This is a genomic window from Silanimonas sp. (assembly GCF_027531545.1).
In the GTDB taxonomy this organism is placed as follows: Bacteria; Pseudomonadota; Gammaproteobacteria; order Xanthomonadales; family Xanthomonadaceae; genus Silanimonas.
This window is the reverse complement of record NZ_JAPZSC010000053.1, coordinates 1-17,092: the sequence shown is the minus strand read 5'-3', so window position 1 is coordinate 17,092 and position 17,092 is coordinate 1. Positions and strand designations below refer to the sequence as shown.

At 68.9% G+C, this 17,092-nt stretch carries 18 protein-coding genes; 11 read left to right on the top strand and 7 right to left on the bottom strand.

The genetic code is table 11. The annotated features are described in order from the left end of the window. Nucleotides 1-290: 290 nt before the first annotated feature. Both O9280_RS16245 and O9280_RS16240 read right to left on the bottom strand, forming a co-directional pair. Entirely contained in the window at nucleotides 291-848 is a 558-nt protein-coding gene (locus O9280_RS16245) for a DUF3228 family protein (protein ID WP_298345202.1), read from the bottom strand. Then, the gene (locus O9280_RS16240) at nucleotides 833-1,984 is read right to left on the bottom strand and encodes a helix-turn-helix domain-containing protein (protein ID WP_298345197.1); all 1,152 of its coding nucleotides are present in this window, start codon (nucleotides 1,982-1,984) and stop codon (nucleotides 833-835) included. The genes O9280_RS16245 and O9280_RS16240 overlap by 16 nt, the downstream gene beginning before the upstream one ends. Nucleotides 1,985-2,137: 153 nt before the next feature. On the opposite strand from O9280_RS16240, the gene O9280_RS16235 reads away from it, so the two are divergent. Next, on the top strand, nucleotides 2,138-2,956 hold the full coding sequence (locus O9280_RS16235; protein ID WP_298345193.1) for a DUF2306 domain-containing protein: 819 nt from the start codon (nucleotides 2,138-2,140) through the stop codon (nucleotides 2,954-2,956). A 70-nt stretch (nucleotides 2,957-3,026) separates the two neighbouring features. After that, nucleotides 3,027-6,317 carry a S41 family peptidase gene (locus O9280_RS16230; protein ID WP_298345190.1) on the top strand — a complete coding sequence of 1,097 codons (3,291 nt, stop codon included), beginning with the start codon at nucleotides 3,027-3,029 and terminating at the stop codon, nucleotides 6,315-6,317. Nucleotides 6,318-6,363: 46 nt separating this feature from the next. Here O9280_RS16230 and O9280_RS16225 read toward each other — a convergent pair whose 3' ends face one another. The 4 genes from O9280_RS16225 to yghX form a co-directional block, all read right to left on the bottom strand. Continuing rightward, nucleotides 6,364-6,582, bottom strand: a complete 219-nt coding sequence (locus O9280_RS16225; protein WP_298345187.1) for a hypothetical protein — start codon at nucleotides 6,580-6,582, stop codon at nucleotides 6,364-6,366. Then, nucleotides 6,579-6,911: a YkgJ family cysteine cluster protein gene (locus O9280_RS16220; RefSeq protein ID WP_298345184.1), complete on the bottom strand. Its 333-nt coding sequence runs from the start codon at nucleotides 6,909-6,911 to the stop codon at nucleotides 6,579-6,581. The genes O9280_RS16225 and O9280_RS16220 overlap by 4 nt, the downstream gene beginning before the upstream one ends. Beyond that, nucleotides 6,908-7,528, bottom strand: coding sequence for a methyltransferase domain-containing protein (locus O9280_RS16215; protein WP_298345181.1), 621 nt, complete (start codon nucleotides 7,526-7,528; stop codon nucleotides 6,908-6,910). The genes O9280_RS16220 and O9280_RS16215 overlap by 4 nt, the downstream gene beginning before the upstream one ends. A 203-nt stretch (nucleotides 7,529-7,731) precedes the next feature. Then, on the bottom strand, nucleotides 7,732-8,583 hold the full coding sequence (yghX, locus tag O9280_RS16210) for a YghX family hydrolase (protein ID WP_298345177.1): 852 nt from the start codon (nucleotides 8,581-8,583) through the stop codon (nucleotides 7,732-7,734). Between the two features lie 143 nt (nucleotides 8,584-8,726). Between yghX and O9280_RS16205 the strand changes: the two genes are divergently transcribed. From O9280_RS16205 to O9280_RS16170, 8 genes are all read left to right on the top strand, one after another. Beyond that, the gene (locus O9280_RS16205) at nucleotides 8,727-8,996 is read left to right on the top strand and encodes a GlsB/YeaQ/YmgE family stress response membrane protein (RefSeq protein WP_298345174.1); all 270 of its coding nucleotides are present in this window, start codon (nucleotides 8,727-8,729) and stop codon (nucleotides 8,994-8,996) included. Between the two features lie 47 nt (nucleotides 8,997-9,043). Beyond that, the gene (locus O9280_RS16200) at nucleotides 9,044-9,448 is read left to right on the top strand and encodes a hypothetical protein (RefSeq protein ID WP_298345172.1); all 405 of its coding nucleotides are present in this window, start codon (nucleotides 9,044-9,046) and stop codon (nucleotides 9,446-9,448) included. Between the two features lie 42 nt (nucleotides 9,449-9,490). Beyond that, on the top strand, nucleotides 9,491-9,769 hold the full coding sequence (locus O9280_RS16195) for a hypothetical protein (RefSeq protein ID WP_298345168.1): 279 nt from the start codon (nucleotides 9,491-9,493) through the stop codon (nucleotides 9,767-9,769). Between the two features lie 69 nt (nucleotides 9,770-9,838). After that, nucleotides 9,839-9,961 (top strand): hypothetical protein, encoded by a 123-nt coding sequence (locus tag O9280_RS16190; protein ID WP_298345163.1) that lies wholly within the window; start codon nucleotides 9,839-9,841, stop codon nucleotides 9,959-9,961. Between the two features lie 85 nt (nucleotides 9,962-10,046). Beyond that, nucleotides 10,047-10,349, top strand: a complete 303-nt coding sequence (locus tag O9280_RS16185) for a hypothetical protein (protein ID WP_298345160.1) — start codon at nucleotides 10,047-10,049, stop codon at nucleotides 10,347-10,349. Between the two features lie 285 nt (nucleotides 10,350-10,634). Continuing rightward, nucleotides 10,635-12,881 carry a S8 family peptidase gene (locus O9280_RS16180; RefSeq protein ID WP_298345157.1) on the top strand — a complete coding sequence of 749 codons (2,247 nt, stop codon included), beginning with the start codon at nucleotides 10,635-10,637 and terminating at the stop codon, nucleotides 12,879-12,881. A 63-nt stretch (nucleotides 12,882-12,944) separates the two neighbouring features. Next, the gene (locus O9280_RS16175) at nucleotides 12,945-13,913 is read left to right on the top strand and encodes an IS5 family transposase (protein WP_298345154.1); all 969 of its coding nucleotides are present in this window, start codon (nucleotides 12,945-12,947) and stop codon (nucleotides 13,911-13,913) included. A 194-nt stretch (nucleotides 13,914-14,107) separates the two neighbouring features. Continuing rightward, a complete protein-coding gene (locus O9280_RS16170; protein ID WP_298345151.1) occupies nucleotides 14,108-15,580 on the top strand; it encodes a hypothetical protein in 1,473 nt (490 codons plus the stop codon). Between the two features lie 27 nt (nucleotides 15,581-15,607). Here O9280_RS16170 and O9280_RS16165 read toward each other — a convergent pair whose 3' ends face one another. Continuing rightward, the gene (locus O9280_RS16165) at nucleotides 15,608-15,841 is read right to left on the bottom strand and encodes a hypothetical protein (RefSeq protein WP_298345149.1); all 234 of its coding nucleotides are present in this window, start codon (nucleotides 15,839-15,841) and stop codon (nucleotides 15,608-15,610) included. Nucleotides 15,842-15,960: 119 nt separating this feature from the next. On the opposite strand from O9280_RS16165, the gene O9280_RS16160 reads away from it, so the two are divergent. Beyond that, nucleotides 15,961-17,078 (top strand): IS3 family transposase gene (locus tag O9280_RS16160; protein ID WP_298345147.1). Its coding sequence is split into 2 segments (ribosomal slippage): nucleotides 15,961-16,213 and nucleotides 16,213-17,078, totalling 1,119 coding nucleotides; the frame shifts between segments, so codons are not numbered across the junction. The last annotated feature ends 14 nt before the right edge of the window (nucleotides 17,079-17,092 follow it).

The window sequence follows — 17,092 nt, the reverse complement described above, 5'->3', positions numbered from 1 at the left end:
GGCGGGATAACTGCGTCCGCTGGACGGGGAAACCCGTCTGGCGGCGCGGCAAAACGTGGAATTCCGACCGGATTGACGCGATTTCGGCCTTCAAGCCGCGGAATCACGAGGGTTCGGCGGATTGTTCAGACCTTCCCTAGCATCTTGTTCAAACGGAAAGAACAATCGTCTCGCGATTGATGCTGCCGCTTTACGCAGGCAATCGACTCTATTCGCATCGACCACTAACGCCCCTCGGACGAGAGCTCCGCAGACGAGCGTTGCCCGGTCATCGACCGGCGAGGCTTACCCTAGCCCCGCCAATTCGCGTGGCGTTCCCAGAACGCCACGCTCTTCGCATACGCCTCGCGGTCGATGGGTACGCCGCTGCCGCCTTCGTCCACGCCCAGCGCGTTGCGCATCATCGTGATCGGCGCCATCGGGATCTCGGCCGGCTCGCTGGTGTACATGCAGCCGACGATGCCCCAGTCGGCGTCGATCGGCGTGCCCTCCTTCACCATCTGCGCGCGGTCGTAGAGGATCACCACGAGGTAGTCGGCCACCGGCGGCTCCACGTCTTCGAACCAGCGGTTCAGCACCGGCAGCTCGGCCTTGGTGCGCGCCTCGTAGGCCGAGCGCAGCAAGTGGCGGTTGTCGTCGGTGATCGGCACGACGAGGCAGCGCGTGCTCGTCCAATTGCGGTGCACGTGCAGCTTGCAGAACGGCGCGTAGCCGTCCAACACCTTCAGCGGCGGCACGGTGTTGAGGTGCGCGACGAACGCCTCGGGCGTGATGTCCTGGATGGTGTTTCGGCGCGGCTCGCGCGGGAACAGGCGGGGTTTGGCGAGATCGGTCAGGACGATGGACATGCGAGGCGTGGCCTTGCGTTCGAGGGGCTCGCCACCGGAGGGGTGGTCGGCGGCAGATCGGCGGACGACGCGCGCTGCGCGGCCCGCCACGCGCTGGGCGTGGTGCCCGTGGCTGCCTTGAAGGCGCGGTTGAACGGCCCGAGCGAGGCGAAGCCGCTGTCCCCGCTGATCTCGAGCACCGAGCGCGACGGGTGGGCGAGCAGCAGCCGGCACGCGTGCGCGATCCGGTAGCCGTTCACCAGCTGGTTGAAGTTGCGTTCTCCCAGGCCCTGGGTGATCGCGCGGCTGACCTTGTGCTCGACGCTGCCGATCGCCTCGGCAAGATCGGCCACCTTGAGCTCGGGCTCGCGATACAGCGCGCGCTGCTCCAAAGCGGTGCGGATCGCCGCAGCCAGCGCCCGGTCCTCGTCGCTCGGCGCGCCGCGCGATTCCCGTGGGATGCCGGCCGCGGGCACGCCGGTCGCCGGCATCGCGGCCGTCGCCGGCACCGGCGACCGCGGCCAAGGCTGGCGACGACGCCAGAGCAGCGCGGCATGGGTGAACAGCAGGATGGCCGTCACGCAGCCCAGCACGACGCCCCGGTGCACGGGCGCCCACTCGGGCGACGCGCTGGCCAAGGCGCCCGAGACCGTGCCGCCAACAAGGCAGCCGCCGTAAACCAGCATGAAGCCGGCGCGCAGCCGACGCTCGTCGCGCGGCAGGCTGGCCCAGCCGCGGAGGGCTTCGACGAAGGCGAGGACCAGCACCGTGGACGTCGCCAGCGTCAGCAGGTCGCCCAACGCGCCCAAGCCGATGCCGCCCCCCGCCGCCTCGGCGGCGCGGTAGGCGACGATCAGCGCCGCGATGCCAAAGGCCGCGGCGAGGTGCCCCCGCCCCACCCCACCGTCGCCGCGGAACAGCGCGCGGGCGACCAGCCAGTACACGTTGCAGGTGGCGCAGGCGCCGAGCGTCACCAGCGCGGTGACCGCCGTCGGCACGTCACCGAGGCCGGGTCGCAGCAGGACCATCGCCATCGAGGCGCAGAACACGGCGAACAGCAGTTCGGCATCGCTCTTGCGGCGCCGGCCGAGCAAGGCCAGCACCGAGGCCAAGGCCAAGCCCACCACGCCCCAGGTCAGGTCCTCCACCGCGTTCATCACCCGCCCCCCGTTCACGTCAACGGCGCGAGGGTCGCCCCGGCCGACACCGGCGGCCACTGCCGTTGGTCACGCTGGCCGATTTCCGATCCGGCGAGACAGGCCGCACGGCGGTTCGCGAAGGTCGGCGCTCCCCCATGCCGGAGCCACGCCATGACCGAAGCCCCCGCCACTTGCCCAGACACGCTCACCCTCGCCCGTCGACGCCTGTCCATGGCCGCCGCCACCTGGTTCATGACGGCCGCCGCCGGCCAGTGGGCCTTCATCGCGTTCATCGTCCTCTTCTTCACGCCGCCCCTGTTGCACGGCGACCCGCTGGCGATGAACAGCAAGCCGCATGTCAGCGGCTGGGTACCGGGCGACGCCGTCGGCAACAGCCAGTTCGTGGCGCACGTGTTCCTCGGCGCACTGGTCACGTTGAGCGGGCTGCTGCAGCTCGTGCCCGCCATCCGCCGACGCTGGCCGGCGCTGCACCGCTGGAACGGTCGCCTCTTCATGCTGACGGCGCTCGTCGCCAGCGTGACGGGCTTCTACCTCACCTGGGTGCGGGGCTCGCAACTCAACCTGTCCAGCGCGCTCTCGACCAGCCTCAACGGCGTGCTGATCCTCGCCTTCGTCGCGCTGGCCTGGCGCAGCGCCCTGCAGCGCGACATCGCCACGCATCGGCGGCAGGCGCTGCGCGCCTGGGTGCTGGTGAACGGCGTCTGGTTCCTGCGCATCGGCATCATGCTCGCCGGGCTCGGCCTGATGCCGTTCGGCGTCGAGATGCACTACGACGGCGTCGTGTTCCTCGGCGTGAGCTTCGCGAGCTGGCTCCTGCCGCTGGCCCTGCTGCAGCTCTACTTTGCGGCGGAGCGCGCACCGACGCCGCGCGCACCGAACGTCGCGGCCGCGGCGCTGTTCGCGCTCGCCGGGCTGACCGCCGCCGGCAGTGCCGCCGCCGTCGCGTTCATGTGGTGGCCGTACCTGTAGGACATGCCGCACTTGCCGGCTTCACGCCCGTTCGGGCGAAGATGCGCGCTGACTTCTTCGGACTTCGCCGATGCGCCGACCGTTCGCCGCCCGCGCCCTCGTGGCCGCCACCCTGCTCGCCGCCGCGCTGCCTGCCTCGGCCACGCCCGGCTACTACCGCTTCCCCGCCGTGCACGCCGAGACGGTGGTGTTCACGGCCGAAGGCGACCTGTGGTCAGCCCCGCTGGCGGGCGGTGAAGCGCGGCGACTCACCACGCATGCGGGCCAGGAAACGCACTCGGCGCTGTCGCCGGACGGCCGGAGCATCGCCTTCGTCGGCCAGTACGAGGGCCCCGGTGACGTCTACACGATGCCGATCGACGGTGGCCTGCCGAAGCGCCTGAGCTTCGACGGCGGCCGCGTCGAGGTGCACGGCTGGTCGCCGAAGGGCGAGGTCGTGTACAGCAGCGAGGATCTCATCGGCCCCACGCTGCGCCGCTTGCTGCGCCTCGTCGACCCGGCCACCCTCGCCACCCGCGAACTGCCCCTGCACGACGCCCAGCAAGCCGCGTTCGACGACCGCAGCCGCGTGCTGTTCACGCGCTTCGGCGCGCATATCAACGGCGACAACGCGCGCGGCTACCGCGGTGGCGCGATGGGCCAGCTGTGGCTTTACGACCCGTCCACCGACGCCGAAGCCCGCCGCCTCGGCAGCGATGCCGATGGCGCCATGCACAGCCCGATGTGGCTGGGCGGCCGCTGGTACTTCATCGGCAATGGCGATGGCCACGACAACCTGTGGTCGATGGATGCGGAAGGCGGCGACCGCCGACAGCACACGCGGCATGCGCCCTTCGACGTGCGCGCCGCGCGCACCGACGGCACGCGCATCGTCTACCAGCGCGGTGCCGACCTGCAGGCCTACACGCCCGCCAGCAACGAGGACCGCGCGCTCGACATCGCCCTCGTCTCCGACTTCGAACGCCGCCGCGAACGCTGGCTGGAGCGCCCGCTGCGCTTCCTGGAATCGGCCACGCTGGCCCCGCAGGGCGACCGCTTCGCCGTGACGGTTCGCGGCCGCGTCGCGCTGGCCGGCCCCGGCCCGCGACGTCGCGTCGAGGTCGCCATCCCGCCGCAGCACCGCGCGCGCGAGGCCGTGCTCTCGCCGGACGGCCGCTTCGTCTACGCCATCGCCGACCACGACGGCCGCCCCGAGATCTGGCGCTTCGCCGCCGACGGCTCGAACGAAGCGAAGGCACTCACGCGCGACGGCACGCACCACCGCTGGGCGCTCTCGCTGTCGCCGGACGGCAAGCAGCTCGCGCACACCGATAAATCGGGCGCGCTGCACCTGCTCGACCTCGCCACCGGCCGCAACACCCTCCTCGATCGCGGCCGCTGGGGCGGCGACGACCCGCATGGCCGCATCGCGTGGTCGCCGGACAGCCGCGCACTCGCGTTCTCGCGCGCGGACACCCGCGCCGCCCGCGACCAGATCGTGCTGTACCGCCTCGGTGATGCCGCGCCGACCGTGCTCACCAGCGACCGCTACGTGTCCTACGCGCCGAGCTTTTCGCCCGACGGCCGCTGGCTGTACTTCCTCTCCGACCGCGCTTTCGTCGCCTCGCCAGGCGGCCCCTGGGGCGACCGCAACACCGGCCCCGGCTTCGACCGCCGCAGCAAGGTCTATGCACTGGCCCTGCAGCCCGGCCAGCGCTTCCCGTTCACCCTGCCCGATGAACTCGCCCCGGCGACGGCGTCCGCGCCGACGCCGGGCAACGGCAACGACGATGCCGCGAGCGCTGCAGCCATCGTCGTCGACGGCCTCGCGCAGCGGCTTTTCGAGGCCCCCGTGCCGGCGGGCAACTACAGCGAACTGCTGGTCGGCACCGACCGGCTCTACCTGCTCGACCGCGAGGGCGATCGTGGCGTGCTGAAATCCTTCGGCATCGCCGCCCAGGGCAGCACGCTCGAGGTGCTGGCCGGCGAAGTGCGAAGCGCCCAGATCAGCGCCGACCGCAAGCGGATCGGCTTCGTGCAGCGCCGCGGCGAGACCGACCCGATCCTCGTCATCGTCGACGCCGGCCCGAAGCTGCCCCCCGACCTCAGCCCGAACATCGTTCGCACGGCCGATTGGCGCCTGCCCATCGATCCGCCGCGCGAATGGGCGCAGATGTTCAACGACGCCTGGCGCATGCACCGCGATTTCAGCTTCGACGACCGCATGCGCGGGCTCGACTGGGAGGCCGCGCGTTCGCAGTACGAGCCCCTGCTGGCCCGCGTCACCGACCGCGCCGAGCTCGACGACCTGCTGGCCCAGATGATCGCGCCGCTCGGCATCCTGCATTCGCAGGTGCGCGGCAGCGAGCTGCCGGTCGATGCCGAGGCCGCCGCACCGGCGATGCTCGGCGCAGCCCTCGAGCAGACCGCCGAAGGCCTGCGCATCGCCCGCATCTACCGCACCGACGCGGAGCTGCCGTCGGAGCGCGCGCCACTGGCGCAGCCCGGCGTCGATGCGCGCGACGGCGATCGCCTCGTCGCCGTCAACGGCCGCGCCGTGCGCCACGCCGGTGAACTCGCCGCCGCCCTGCACCACCAGGCCGGCCAGCAGGTGCTGCTGACGCTCGAACGCGGCGGCAGCGAAATCCGCACCGTCGTCGTGCCGGTCGACGCCGTGCGCAACACCACCCTGCGCTACTCGGACTGGGTGCAGGGCCGCATCGAGGCCGTCGAGCGCGCCGGCGAAGGCCGCATCGGCTACCTGCACCTGCGGGCGATGGGCCCGAACGACATCGCCAGCTTCGTGCGCGACTTCTACGCGAACGTCGACCGCGAAGGCCTCGTCATCGACGTGCGCCGCAACCGTGGTGGCAACATCGATTCGTGGATCATCGCGGCGCTGCTGCGCCGCACCTGGGCCTTCTGGCAGCCGCCGGGGCAGGCACCGTACTGGAACATGCAGCAGAGCTTCCGCGGCCACCTCGTCGTGCTCACCGACGCGCTCACCTACTCCGACGGCGAAACCTTCGCCGCGGGCGTCAAGGCGCTGGGCCTCGGACCGGTGGTGGGGACGCGCACCAGTGGCGCGGGCATCTGGCTCGCCGATCGCAATCGCCTGAGCGACGGCGGCATCGCGCGCATCGCCGAGTTCGGGCAGTTCGGTGCCGATGGCCGCTGGTTGATCGAAGGCCGTGGCGTCAGCCCGGATGTCGAAGTCGACAACCTGCCGCGCGAGTCCTACGGCGGCCGCGACCGCCAGCTCGACACGGCGCTCGCCATGCTGAAAGAGAAGCTCGCGGCCTCCCCGGTGGTGCAGCCGCCGGCGCAGCGCATCCCGCCGCCGGACCAGCCGGGGCAGGACGTGGCCCCCGCGGCACGCTGAAAACGTGAAGCGCGCCCCTCGGGCGCGCTTCGGATTGATTCGCCGCTTACTTCGCGGCGTCTTCCGGCTTCGCCGTCACGGGCTCGGCCTGGATGCGCTTCAGCACCGTCGTGGTGGCCAGCACTTCCACCTTCCCGCCAGCGGCCTCGAAGGCCGCGAGGTGGGCGTCGATGTGCGCGCTCGTGAGCGTGCGTGCGGATTCGGCCTTGCGCTGGTAGGGCGGCGCCGACGAACTGGCGTTCGGCATGAAGGAGCGGGTCGTCATGGAGCGTCTCCGATCAGTTGCAGGGGAATGTCGCGGCCATCGGAACGGCCGTAGTAGTCCTCGCGGATGGCCTCGCAATACGGGCCACCCATGTGGAAGCGACGGCACACCTCGGGCCGCGCGTCGTAGATCGAGCAGTTCATGCGCGCGCCGTCGATGGCCACGCACCAGCCATCCTCGTCGCGGGCCATGACGGTGAGGCCTTCGTCGGTGAGCTCGGTGAGGTGCTCGGCGATGCCGTCCTCCGCATCGACGATGACGGTGAGCCGGCAGCACACGGCGTCGCAGTGGCGGCAGTCAGCCGCTTCGCCCGCGCGTTTCGCGTTCATGCGGCGCACCGCAGGCGCTGGTAGCGCAGCGTGGCCACGGGCCCGATCCGCGAGGCATCGCCCGCGGTCGCCGCCATCGGCAGGAAACCGTGTCCCGACAGGGCCTTGCCCAGCTTGGCGGCATAGCCGCGCCCGGCATCGGTGACGATCACGTCCGCATCGTCGGCGGCGTAATCAGCGATCACCTGGGCCACCACTTCCGCCTGGCCGCGCTCGTACAGCACGTCACCGGCGATGATCAGGTCGAAGCGGCCCAGGCTCGGCCGTGCGCTCGTCCAGCCCAGCCGGCGGTAATGCAGCGCGGGCAGGCCATTCAGGGCGGCGTTGTAGGCGAGGAAGGTCTCGGCCAGCGGGTGCAGGTCGGTGGCCAGCACGTCGGCGCCGCGCCGCTGCAGCACGAGGCTCGCGAGGCCGATGCCACAGCCCAGCTCGAGCACGCGCCTGCCCGCCACGTCCAACTCGCGCATGGCCTCGGCCAGACGCTGGCCGGCCGGCCAGAGCTGCCCGAACAGGGGCCATTGGGCGCTGGAGATGCCCGCCCGTTCGGCGTCGCCGTCCGGGTCGGCGAACTGCTGGTGGTCGGTGAGGACGCGAAGCCGGTAGGCATCGCCCAACACGTCGACGTCGATGATTCGAGCGGTGTAACCGGAGATGCCGGTGCTCCCGAGGAGGCGTGCGCCGCACCGCGGCCACGCAGGAGGGGGAGCGGAACGAGCGGCCCGGAGGGCCGTGCGAAACGCGTGAAGGAACCTGAAGCAGGCCCCATCCTACGCGCTTCCGGGGGGGCGCCCCTGAACGGCCCTCTGCCTGCCCGCCCCGCTCAGGCCAGATGGCGCCGGAACCACGAGATCGTCCGCTCCCAGGCCAGGGCCGCGGCGGCTTCGTCGTATCGCGGGGTCGAATCGTTGTGGAAGCCGTGGTTGGTGCCCGGGTACACATGGGCCTCGTACACCGTGCCCGCGGCCTTCAACGCGGCCTCGTAGGCCGGCCAGGTGGCGTTGACGTTGGGGTCGGTCTCGGCGAAGTGCAGCTGCAGCGGCGCCTTGATGCGCGGCACGTCCTCGGGCTTGGCCTGCCGGCCGTAGAACGGCACCGCCGCGGCCAGCGCCGGGTCGGCCACGGCCGCCGCGTTGGAGACGCCACCGCCGTAACAGAAACCGGTGATGCCGACCTTGCCGTTGCTCAGCCCACTCGTGCGCAGGTGGTCGATGGCGGCGAAGAAGTCGTTCATCAGCTTCACCGGATCGACCTGCTGCTGCAGGCGACGGCCGTCCTCGTCGTTGCCCGGGTAGCCACCCACCGAACTCAGGCCATCGGGCGCCAGCGCCACGAAGCCGGCCTTCGCCACGCGGCGGGCGACGTCCTCGATGTACGGGTTCAAGCCGCGGTTCTCATGCACCACAACGATGCCGGGCACCGGTGCTTCGACACCCGCAGGCCGCACGAGGTACGCGCGCACCTCGCCGTGGCCGTCCGGCGATGGGTAGCGCACGTACTCGGCGCGGATGCCGGGGTCGGTGAAGCTCACCTGCTGCGCCAGCGCGTAATCGGGCGTGAGCGCTGCAAGCAGGCCCGCGGCGGTCAGGCCACCGACGGCGAAGCGCGCCGCGCGGTCGAGGAAATCGCGCCGGCTCAAGCGGCCATGCACGTAGCCGTCGTAGAGCTCGAGCATCCGGGCGCGCGCCTTCGCGCGGGGTGAAGGTGTCGAACGTGCGCCGACGCACCGACATTACCCCGCCACGCGCCCAGCATCGTCGTCGACCCCTCGGGCATCCCGCCCGGGGGGGCTTCCCCCGGACGATGGAGATTCCCTCAATGAACATCCTGATCTGGCTCGTCGTCGGCGGCGTCATCGGTTGGATGGCCAGTTGGCTGATGAAGACCGACGACTCGCAAGGCATCGTCCTCAACGTCGTCGTCGGCATCGCCGGCGCGATGCTCGGCGGTTGGCTGCTCACGCCACTGATCGGCATCGGCACCATCAACCAGAGTGTTTTCAGCCCGATCGGCTTGGCGGTGTCGCTGGTCGGTGCCGCGTTGTTGATCACCATCCTCAACGTATTCCGGAGCGACCCGCTCCATTGACCCGCCGCGCCCCCTCCCAACGCCCCCCGACCGCAAGGATTCCCCCCATGAACACCCCCCAAGACCCGCGCATCGCTGCCAACAGCGCCACCAATCCCGATCCGATCACCGGCGCTCCCGGTGCCCACCCCCTGGCCACCGGCGCCGTCGTTGGCGGGCTCGCCGGCAAGGGCGTGGCGGAAGCCATCGACCCCACCAAGGAAGACGCCTATTGGCGCGAGAACTTCCGCAGCCGCCACTACGTCAACCAAGGCGCCACGTACGACGACTACGGCCCTGCGTATGGCTTCGGCGTCGAATCCGCCAGCCGCCATCCGGGCCGCAGCTTCGACGACGCCGAGCTGGAACTTTCCCGACAGTGGACCACGCGCACCGGCACCTCGACGCTCGGCTGGAACCAAGCCAAGGACGCGGCCCGCGACGCTTGGGATCGCCTCAACCAACCCCACTGACGCCGCGCGCACCAGGCGCACGTAACGACCGCGCTGCCGCGCGTGCACTGCCTCGGTGATTCGTGGTTCCAGCTACCGCTGAAACCCACCGACCTGCACGCGCAGCTGCGCGGTCTCTTCGTCGGCGATGCGATCTTCGCCAATCCCGACGAGCCGCAGAACCGCGGCCCCTCCGCCACGGCGGGGCTCACGGCCCTCGACGAGAAGAAGTCGCTGATGCGCTGGCTGGTGGACGAGTCCCACCCCACTGAGACCGCCTACGAACGCATCGCGCGGGAGTACTGGCAGCCGGCGCTGTTGCAGGTGTTCGAAGCCTTGTGAGGTCGGGCTCTCAACCCCTGAGACGCCCGCGCGGGAGCCTGAGGCCTCCACCTCAGCACAGGACTGCGCATGGACCGCCTCACCCCGCCCACTCAACGCGAGGCCCTCGTGGTCTACGCCACGATGCTCAACCGCGCCGATCCCTCGGCGCTGGCGCCGCTGCTGGCCGAGGTCTTCCGCCTCACCTCATGACGGGCAAGTTCGAAGCGATGCGCGAGGCCGGCGCGCTCGCCGCACTGCATTTGTGCAGCATCCCCCGCCCCATTGGGATGAACCCATGCCTTTCGACCACACCCTGATCGCCCTCGCGCAATCCCGTGGCACCTACGTGGTGGCCAGCACCTTGGGCCACGCGTGGCTCGACCTGCGGCCGCTCGGAGCCGGGCGCGAGGTCGATGTCTCCGAAGACGCGATCTACCAGGACGCCGTGGCCCCGCTCTCCGTCCGCGATGCGATGCGCTGCTTGCCTGACGACCCGAAGGAGGCAGAACGCATCCGGCAATGGCTGGTGGCTCTGCCCCGCGAGGTGGCTTTCATTCTTTCGCACCGTTCCGAGTACGAGCTGTTTGGCGGCGATTGATCGCTGTTGGCCAACGCCTTTCACCTCCGCCCGCGCCGCCCACCACGGGCAAGTGCGCAAGGGCACCGCCATTCGCTAGCTCGCGCACCTGCTGGGCGTGGCCAGCATCGCCGAGGTGCTGCAGCAGCGGGCCAGCCCGGTGGCGAGGGGGTTTTCCTACAGCATCGTAAGAAATCTCCTACCCCCAACCACGCCAGATTCAGGCAAACAATGCGGGCGCCCCCGCACCCCCCGTCGAAGCAATCCAATCACGCGCTTCGAGCGCTGCCCGAAGGAACCGATGCCATGGCTGGGATCATCTACGTCCACGGGATCTTCCAAACCCAGAGCGCCGAGGACCTGAAGCGCCTCTGGGACCTCGCCCTCGCCGGCAAGGACCTCGGAAGCCGCACCGCGATGGCCTACTGGGCCGACCTCGTGCCCAAGGACCCGCCGAAGGGCGCGGTGGGGCCGAAGAAGACCGCGTCGAGATCCAACGACCTGAACATCGCCGAGGCGGCCCTGCAGGGCACGTCGCTGTCGTCCAACAAGGACGCGATGGCCTTCGCGCTCGAACTGCTGGACGAGCTCGAGGCCTCACCCGACGCACGCCGCAGCGGCCGCTTCGGCACCCGCGTCATCCCGCTGCCGCGTGGCGCGCGCATGCGCTTGAGCCGCGCCGCCATCGAGAAATTCCTCCGCGACACCGCGATCTACCTCTTCGACGAGGCCAAGCGGAAGGCCATCCGGCAGCGCTTCAAGGCCGAACTGATGAAGGCGGAGCCCGGCGCCGTCATCGTGGCGCACAGCCAGGGCAGCATGATCGCCTGGGACGTGCTGAACGCCCTCACCCAAACCGAGATCGAAAAGCTCGGAAGCCTCACCCTCGTCACCCTCGGCTCGCCGCTGGGCCTGCAGGAAGTGCAGGACCACCTGCTCGAGCTCGGCCACACCACGCTGCAGCGCCCGCCCGTGGTGGGGCGCTGGTTCAACTTCGCCGGCATCCTTGATTTCGTCGCACTCGACCGCCGGATCGCCCCGGATTTTTCACCGCATGGCCGGGTCGACTCGCAGATCGAGGACAAGACCCTCTTCGCGCTCAACCCCGACAAGGCCAACGGCAGCCTGACGCACGGCATCTCGCTCTACCTCACCCACAGCGCGGTGCGCCGCGTGATCGGCCGCGCCTCGGGCATGGACACGCACGCCGCGTTCCTGATGGCCAAGGACGTGGCGCAGCTGATGGAGGTGGAAGGCCGCCACCCCGTGCTCATCGAGGTACTCGAAGCCGCGCCCGACGGCTGGAAGCCCGGAAAAGGCACGCCGAGCGAGCAGGTGGCCGCGAAGCTCGCCGCAATGCTCAAGCCGCACCAGGACGAGGCCTGCATCGAGCCGCTCACGCGCTTCGTCGCCGCCCGGCTCACCGCCGACGAGCTGATGCGCGTGGCGAAGGAGCGGCAGCAGTACCGCGTGTACGCCATCTGGCGGAACAGCCGCAAACTCGCCCTGGCCACGAAGCGGCCGAAGCGCAAGACCTCGGCCACGCCCGCCCTGCCCTCACCTTCCGTCCGCGCGCTGCAGATCGACGCCGCACGCGCCGCCTATGCCGCCCGCGGTGCCGGCGTCACCTGGGCGGTGCTCGACACCGGCATCCAAGGCAACCATCCGCACTTCGCCGCCTTCGACACCATCAAGGAAGTCTGGGACTGCACGCAGCGCGGTGCACCCCGCCCCGTCACGCCGGCGAAAGCCCGCGACGGGCACGGGCACGGCACGCACGTGGCGGGGCTGATCGCCGGCTGGCCCGACGACCCGTCGGTGCCGGCCTCGTCCGCCGCGCCCGAGGCCAAGCTGGTCGTCTACAAGGTGCTCGACAACCACGGCGCCGGCGAGGACGCCTGGATCATCAAGGCACTCGACCACATCGAGCAGACCAACCGCGGGCAGAGCCGCCTCAGCGTGCACGGCATCAACCTGAGCCTGGGCGGCCCCTTCGACTCGGACACCTACGGCTGCGGCCACTCGCCGCTTTGCGCTGAGCTTCGGCGGCAGTGGCGCGACGGCGTGCTGGTGGTGGTGGCCGCCGGCAACGAGGGCATGATCGAGGTGGAATCACAGGGCGAGGACCTGTGGATCAACCACAGCCACGCCATCGGCGACCCCGCCAACCTCGAGGACGCCATCGCCGTGGGCTCGGTGAACGGCGACAAGCCGGCCCTTTACGGCGTTTCCGCGTTCTCCTCGCGCGGCCCCACGGCCGACGGCCGGGCCAAGCCCGACGTGGTCGCGCCCGGCGAGCGCGTGCTCTCCTGCGCCGCCAGCGCATCGAAAACGGAGGAATTCCCGGGCTATCGCGAGGAGAGCGGCACCAGCATGGCCACGCCGAACGTGTCGGGCCTGCTGGCCGCCTTCCTCTCGGTGCGGCGCGAGTACCTGGGCCGACCCGACGAGGTGAAGCAGCTGCTGCTCGAACACTGCACCGACCTGCGCCGCGACCGGTACTCGCAGGGGCATGGCCTGCCGAACCTGATGAAGATGTTGCTGAGCAGCTAAGGAAGGTCTGAACAACTCCTCCACTTTCGGCGAGAATCGGTCATCGCTTCAAGGGTGAGTTCGATGCAGCTTTCGTTTGGTGATGCTGAGGATCTTGGAGGCCGCAAGCGCACGCGGCGCGAGGTGTTCTTGGCCGAGATGGACCAGGTGGTGCCGTGGAAGGCGCTGCTGGCCCTGATCGAGCCGCATTACCCGAAGATGGGCCGGCCTGGCCGCCAGCCGTATGCCTTGGCGACGATGCTGCGGATCCACTTCCTGCAGCAGTGGTACCCGCTGTCCGACCCGGCGATGGAAGAGGCGCTGGTCGACACGCCGGTCATGCGGCGGTTCGCGCAGCTCGGTGGGCTGGACGAAATCCCGGACGAGACGACGATCTTGAACTTCCGGCGCTTGCTGGAGACGCATGGCTTGGCCGAGAAGCTGTTCAAGCAGGTCAATGCGCACCTACAGCGCAAGGGCCTGAGTCTGCGATCGGGCACGATCGTCGACGCGACGATCATCAACGCGCCGAGCTCGACGAAGAACGCTGACGGCGAGCGGGATCCGGAGATGCACCAGGCGAAGAAGGGCAACCAGTGGTTCTTCGGGATGAAGGCGCACATCGGCGTGGACGACGCGTCGGGCTTGGTGCACCACGTGGAATGCACGGCGGCGAACGTGTCGGACGTGGCGCAGGCGCACAGCCTGCTGCACGGCAAGGAGGACGTGGTGTACGGCGACAGTGGCTACACCGGTGTGGCCAAGCGCGACGAACTGAAGGACGTGGATGCCGCGTTTCTGATCGCAGAAAAGCCCTCGGTGATCAAGGCGATGAAGACGAAGCGCGAGCAGAAGCAGGCCCGGGCGCTGGAGCGCTTGAAGGCGAGCGTGCGAGCCAAGGTCGAGCATCCGTTCCGGGTGATCAAGCGGCAGTTCGGCTACACGGCGGTTCGCTATCGCGGCATTGCGAAGAACGCGGCTCAGGTGCTGACGCTGTTCGCATTGTCGAACTTGTGGATGTCGCGCCGGCGGTTGATGCCGGCGGCGGGATAACTGCGTCCGCTGGACGGGGAAACCCGTCTGGCGGCGCGGCAAAACGTGGAATTCCGACCGGATTGACGCGATTTCGGCCTTCAAGCCGCGGAATCACGAGGGTTCGGCGGATTGTTCAGACCTTCCCTAAAGCGCGACCATCGACGAGACGTCGAGGAGCGCGCACGAGCTTCGAAACACAACCACGGCATGGAATGACGTCGTGGAAGGACGACCTGACCAACCCGAAGGAACCATCCATGCGCATCTGTCACCCGTCCCGCATCGCTTCGGCGGCCGTGGTTCCGCTTTCGATTGCCCTCCTGGCAGGCTGCACGACGAGCGGCGTTGGCACGAAGTCGTCCACGGACTCCTTCGGCAACGCTGAATCGCCACTCCTTGGCGTTTCGTACTACCTGCCCATGCGCTACGCCAAGGTCACCTTCACGCGCGTCAAGGCGGATGACAAGGCGGATCAGGCCTTCGCCGACGCCACCACCAAGCTAAAGGCGGCGGAAACGGCGTTGGCCGGCGCGAAAGCGGCGACCGCCGCGCAGGCGAGCTTGCTGGAAGCCATGAAACGGGACGGCATCAAGGACACCGACGCGCCCTACATCGCGGCCTTGGCCGAACTGGTGAAGCTTCGCCAAGCCGAGGTTGCCGCAGCCAAGGATGAAGCGGCCGCGAAAGCGAAAGCCAACCAAGCCGAAGTTGCGGCACTTCAGCTGGCCGATTCGAAGGCGATGTGCGGCTGGGTCGATTCGGTGCAGGTGCAGCTGCTGGAGTTCGTGCCGGACACCTCGGCGCGTTATCTGCTGCAGCCTACATCCATCGCGTTCCGCAGCGACACCTTCAAGATGACGACAACGACATCAGGCTTGCTGCAAACCACCAACATCGAACAGAAGGACGAGACCAGCAGCGTCCTCATCAACCTGGCGAGCTCCATCACCGCCTGGTCGTCGCCCTCCGCGCTCCCGAACCAGGACTACTTCGAGAGTCTGAATTCGCCCATCAAGGACCTGACCACTGGCAGCAGCCGATGCGAGCAACTTGCGTGGGAGCCACGCAAGCTTGAGTTCGTCATCGACCCCATCAACGAGGCCGAATGGGCAAACGTCAGCAGGCGGATCAGCGACGCAGCCATTGTTCGCGGCCGCCTAGGACGCCCGGACGAACCCTTCTCGTACACGCTTAGCATCCCGATCCGCCCTCGTGAGGTGGCTCCAGATGGACAGTCATTGGCAACACGCCACTCGGGCGACGGCGTCTTCTACCGACGCGAACGGCCACTGGTGGTGAACATCGCACTGAAGGGCAGAGACAACACGCCTCAGAGCATCGGCAATGTGGTGCTGTTGGTGCCCAACGGCGCGCCGATCGATGCGATCGGCATGGACGCGACGGCCTTCGTCACCAACCGGTCGAACCTGGGTTTCAGCAACGGCATGCTGGTGTCAGTGGACAACACGCGCCCCAGCCCGGCTGCCGCCATTGCATCGGTGCCTTGGCAGATCAGCGAGGCCACCTTGCGGCAGATCAGCGAATTGCTAACGCTGCGGGTCGAGATCACTCAGAAAGAGAAGTCGGCCGCCACCGAGGAGCGCGCGTTGCTGGAACAGATGAAGGCGATCATCGAAGCGCAGGAGGCGCTGGACAGGGCTCGCGAAGCGGCGGAGAGGGAATAGCGCGGTAGGCAGCGTGGTGCGAAGACGTCAACAGTGCGCAATAGCCCGCGCGACATGCATCACGTCGCTGCCCAGGGCCGCGACGGTGTCGTCCACCCGGGCGGTGAGGCGCTGCAGGCGCTCCAGCAGCGGGCGCAGGCGGTCGTGGGACTCGAGGTCGGCGCGGGCGGCGGCGAGGTCGAGGCTGGGCGGCACGATGCCGGGGTTCTGTTCGAGCACGCGCAGCGTCTGGCGGGCGAAGGGCTCCGAGCGCGGGCCCATCAGCGGCAGGCCGCGGCGTTCGCCGATCTCGAAGGCGATGAGGCCGGGCGTAACCTCCCCCTGATCCCGGACACCTGAGACGTAGAGCTTTCTGGCATGTTTCCCCGCCAGGAGGTTCCATGAAGAAGTCGAAGTTCAGCGAGACGCAGATCGTCTCGATCCTCAAGCAAGGCGATGCCGGCGTGCCGGTCAAAGACCTTTGCCGCCAAGCCGGCATCAGCTCGGCCACCTACTACCAGTGGAAGTCGAAGTACGGCGGCATGGAGGCCTCTGATCTGCGGCGCGTTCGCGAGCTCGAGACCGAGAACGCCAAACTCAAGCGTATGTACGCGGAGCTCGCACTCGACAACGCGGCGATGAAAGACCTGATCGCAAAAAAACTGTAGGGCCGGCGGAGAAGCGTGAGGCGGTGCGGTTCCTCGTCGAGGTGCATGCGCGGCCCCTGCGTCGGTCCTGCGAGATCGTCGACCTTTCGCGATCGGCTTGGTACGCACCGCCGCTGGACTGGACGGTGCGCGACGCCGAGCTGATCGCCGCGTTGGCCAAGCTGGTCGAACAGAAACCGTCGCGCGGCTTCGGCAAGTGCTGCCAGCTGCTTGAGAAGACCCATCCGCACTGGAACCCGAAACGGATCTACCGCGTGTACTGCGCCATGAAACTCAACCTGCGCCGCGCCGCCAAGCGGCGCCTGCCGAAACGCGAGCGCGTGCCGCTGTACGTGCCCGAACATCCCGACACGGTCTGGTCGGCCGATTTCATGCTCGACGCGCTGGCCTGCGGGCGGGCGTTCCGCACCTTCAACATCACCGACGACTTCAACCGCGAGATCATCCACATCGAAGTCGATACGTCGATCACGTCGCTGCGTCTGGTGCGCATCTTCGAGCGCATCCGTCAGGAGCGACCACTGCCGCAGGTGTTGCGCACCGACAACGGTCCGGAGTTCCTGGGCGAGGCCTTTGTCGAATGGGCCAAGCAGGCCGGCATGGCCATCCAGTACATCCAGCCCGGCAAACCGAACCAGAACGCCTACATCGAGCGCTTCAACCGCACCTACCGCGAAGAAGTGCTCGACCAGTACCTGTTTGCCCGTCTCGAGGACGTCCGTGAGGCCACGTGGCGCTTCCTGATCGACTACAACGAGCACCGCCCCCACGACGCCCTCGGCGGCATGACGCCCGCCGAGTTCCGAAATCACCACGACGCCAGAAGCTCTACTTTCGAACTGTCCGCTTGACGGGGGAGGTTACG

What these genes read in the sequence shown, in the direction of transcription:
- O9280_RS16230 (WP_298345190.1), top strand. Translation starts at nt 3,027, where the DNA reads ATGCGCCGACCGTTCGCCGCCCGCGCCCTCGTGGCCGCCACCCTGCTC.
- O9280_RS16200 (WP_298345172.1), top strand. Translation starts at nt 9,044, where the DNA reads ATGAACACCCCCCAAGACCCGCGCATCGCTGCCAACAGCGCCACCAAT.
- O9280_RS16190 (WP_298345163.1), top strand. Translation starts at nt 9,839, where the DNA reads ATGGACCGCCTCACCCCGCCCACTCAACGCGAGGCCCTCGTGGTCTAC.
- O9280_RS16245 (WP_298345202.1), bottom strand. Translation starts at nt 848, where the DNA reads ATGTCCATCGTCCTGACCGATCTCGCCAAACCCCGCCTGTTCCCGCGC.
- O9280_RS16165 (WP_298345149.1), bottom strand. Translation starts at nt 15,841, where the DNA reads ATGGGCCCGCGCTCGGAGCCCTTCGCCCGCCAGACGCTGCGCGTGCTC.
- yghX (WP_298345177.1), bottom strand. Translation starts at nt 8,583, where the DNA reads ATGCTCGAGCTCTACGACGGCTACGTGCATGGCCGCTTGAGCCGGCGC.
- O9280_RS16235 (WP_298345193.1), top strand. Translation starts at nt 2,138, where the DNA reads ATGACCGAAGCCCCCGCCACTTGCCCAGACACGCTCACCCTCGCCCGT.
- O9280_RS16185 (WP_298345160.1), top strand. Translation starts at nt 10,047, where the DNA reads ATGCCTTTCGACCACACCCTGATCGCCCTCGCGCAATCCCGTGGCACC.
- O9280_RS16240 (WP_298345197.1), bottom strand. Translation starts at nt 1,984, where the DNA reads ATGAACGCGGTGGAGGACCTGACCTGGGGCGTGGTGGGCTTGGCCTTG.
- O9280_RS16220 (WP_298345184.1), bottom strand. Translation starts at nt 6,911, where the DNA reads ATGAACGCGAAACGCGCGGGCGAAGCGGCTGACTGCCGCCACTGCGAC.
- O9280_RS16170 (WP_298345151.1), top strand. Translation starts at nt 14,108, where the DNA reads ATGACGTCGTGGAAGGACGACCTGACCAACCCGAAGGAACCATCCATG.
- O9280_RS16175 (WP_298345154.1), top strand. Translation starts at nt 12,945, where the DNA reads ATGCAGCTTTCGTTTGGTGATGCTGAGGATCTTGGAGGCCGCAAGCGC.
- O9280_RS16205 (WP_298345174.1), top strand. Translation starts at nt 8,727, where the DNA reads ATGAACATCCTGATCTGGCTCGTCGTCGGCGGCGTCATCGGTTGGATG.
- O9280_RS16180 (WP_298345157.1), top strand. Translation starts at nt 10,635, where the DNA reads ATGGCTGGGATCATCTACGTCCACGGGATCTTCCAAACCCAGAGCGCC.
- O9280_RS16225 (WP_298345187.1), bottom strand. Translation starts at nt 6,582, where the DNA reads ATGACGACCCGCTCCTTCATGCCGAACGCCAGTTCGTCGGCGCCGCCC.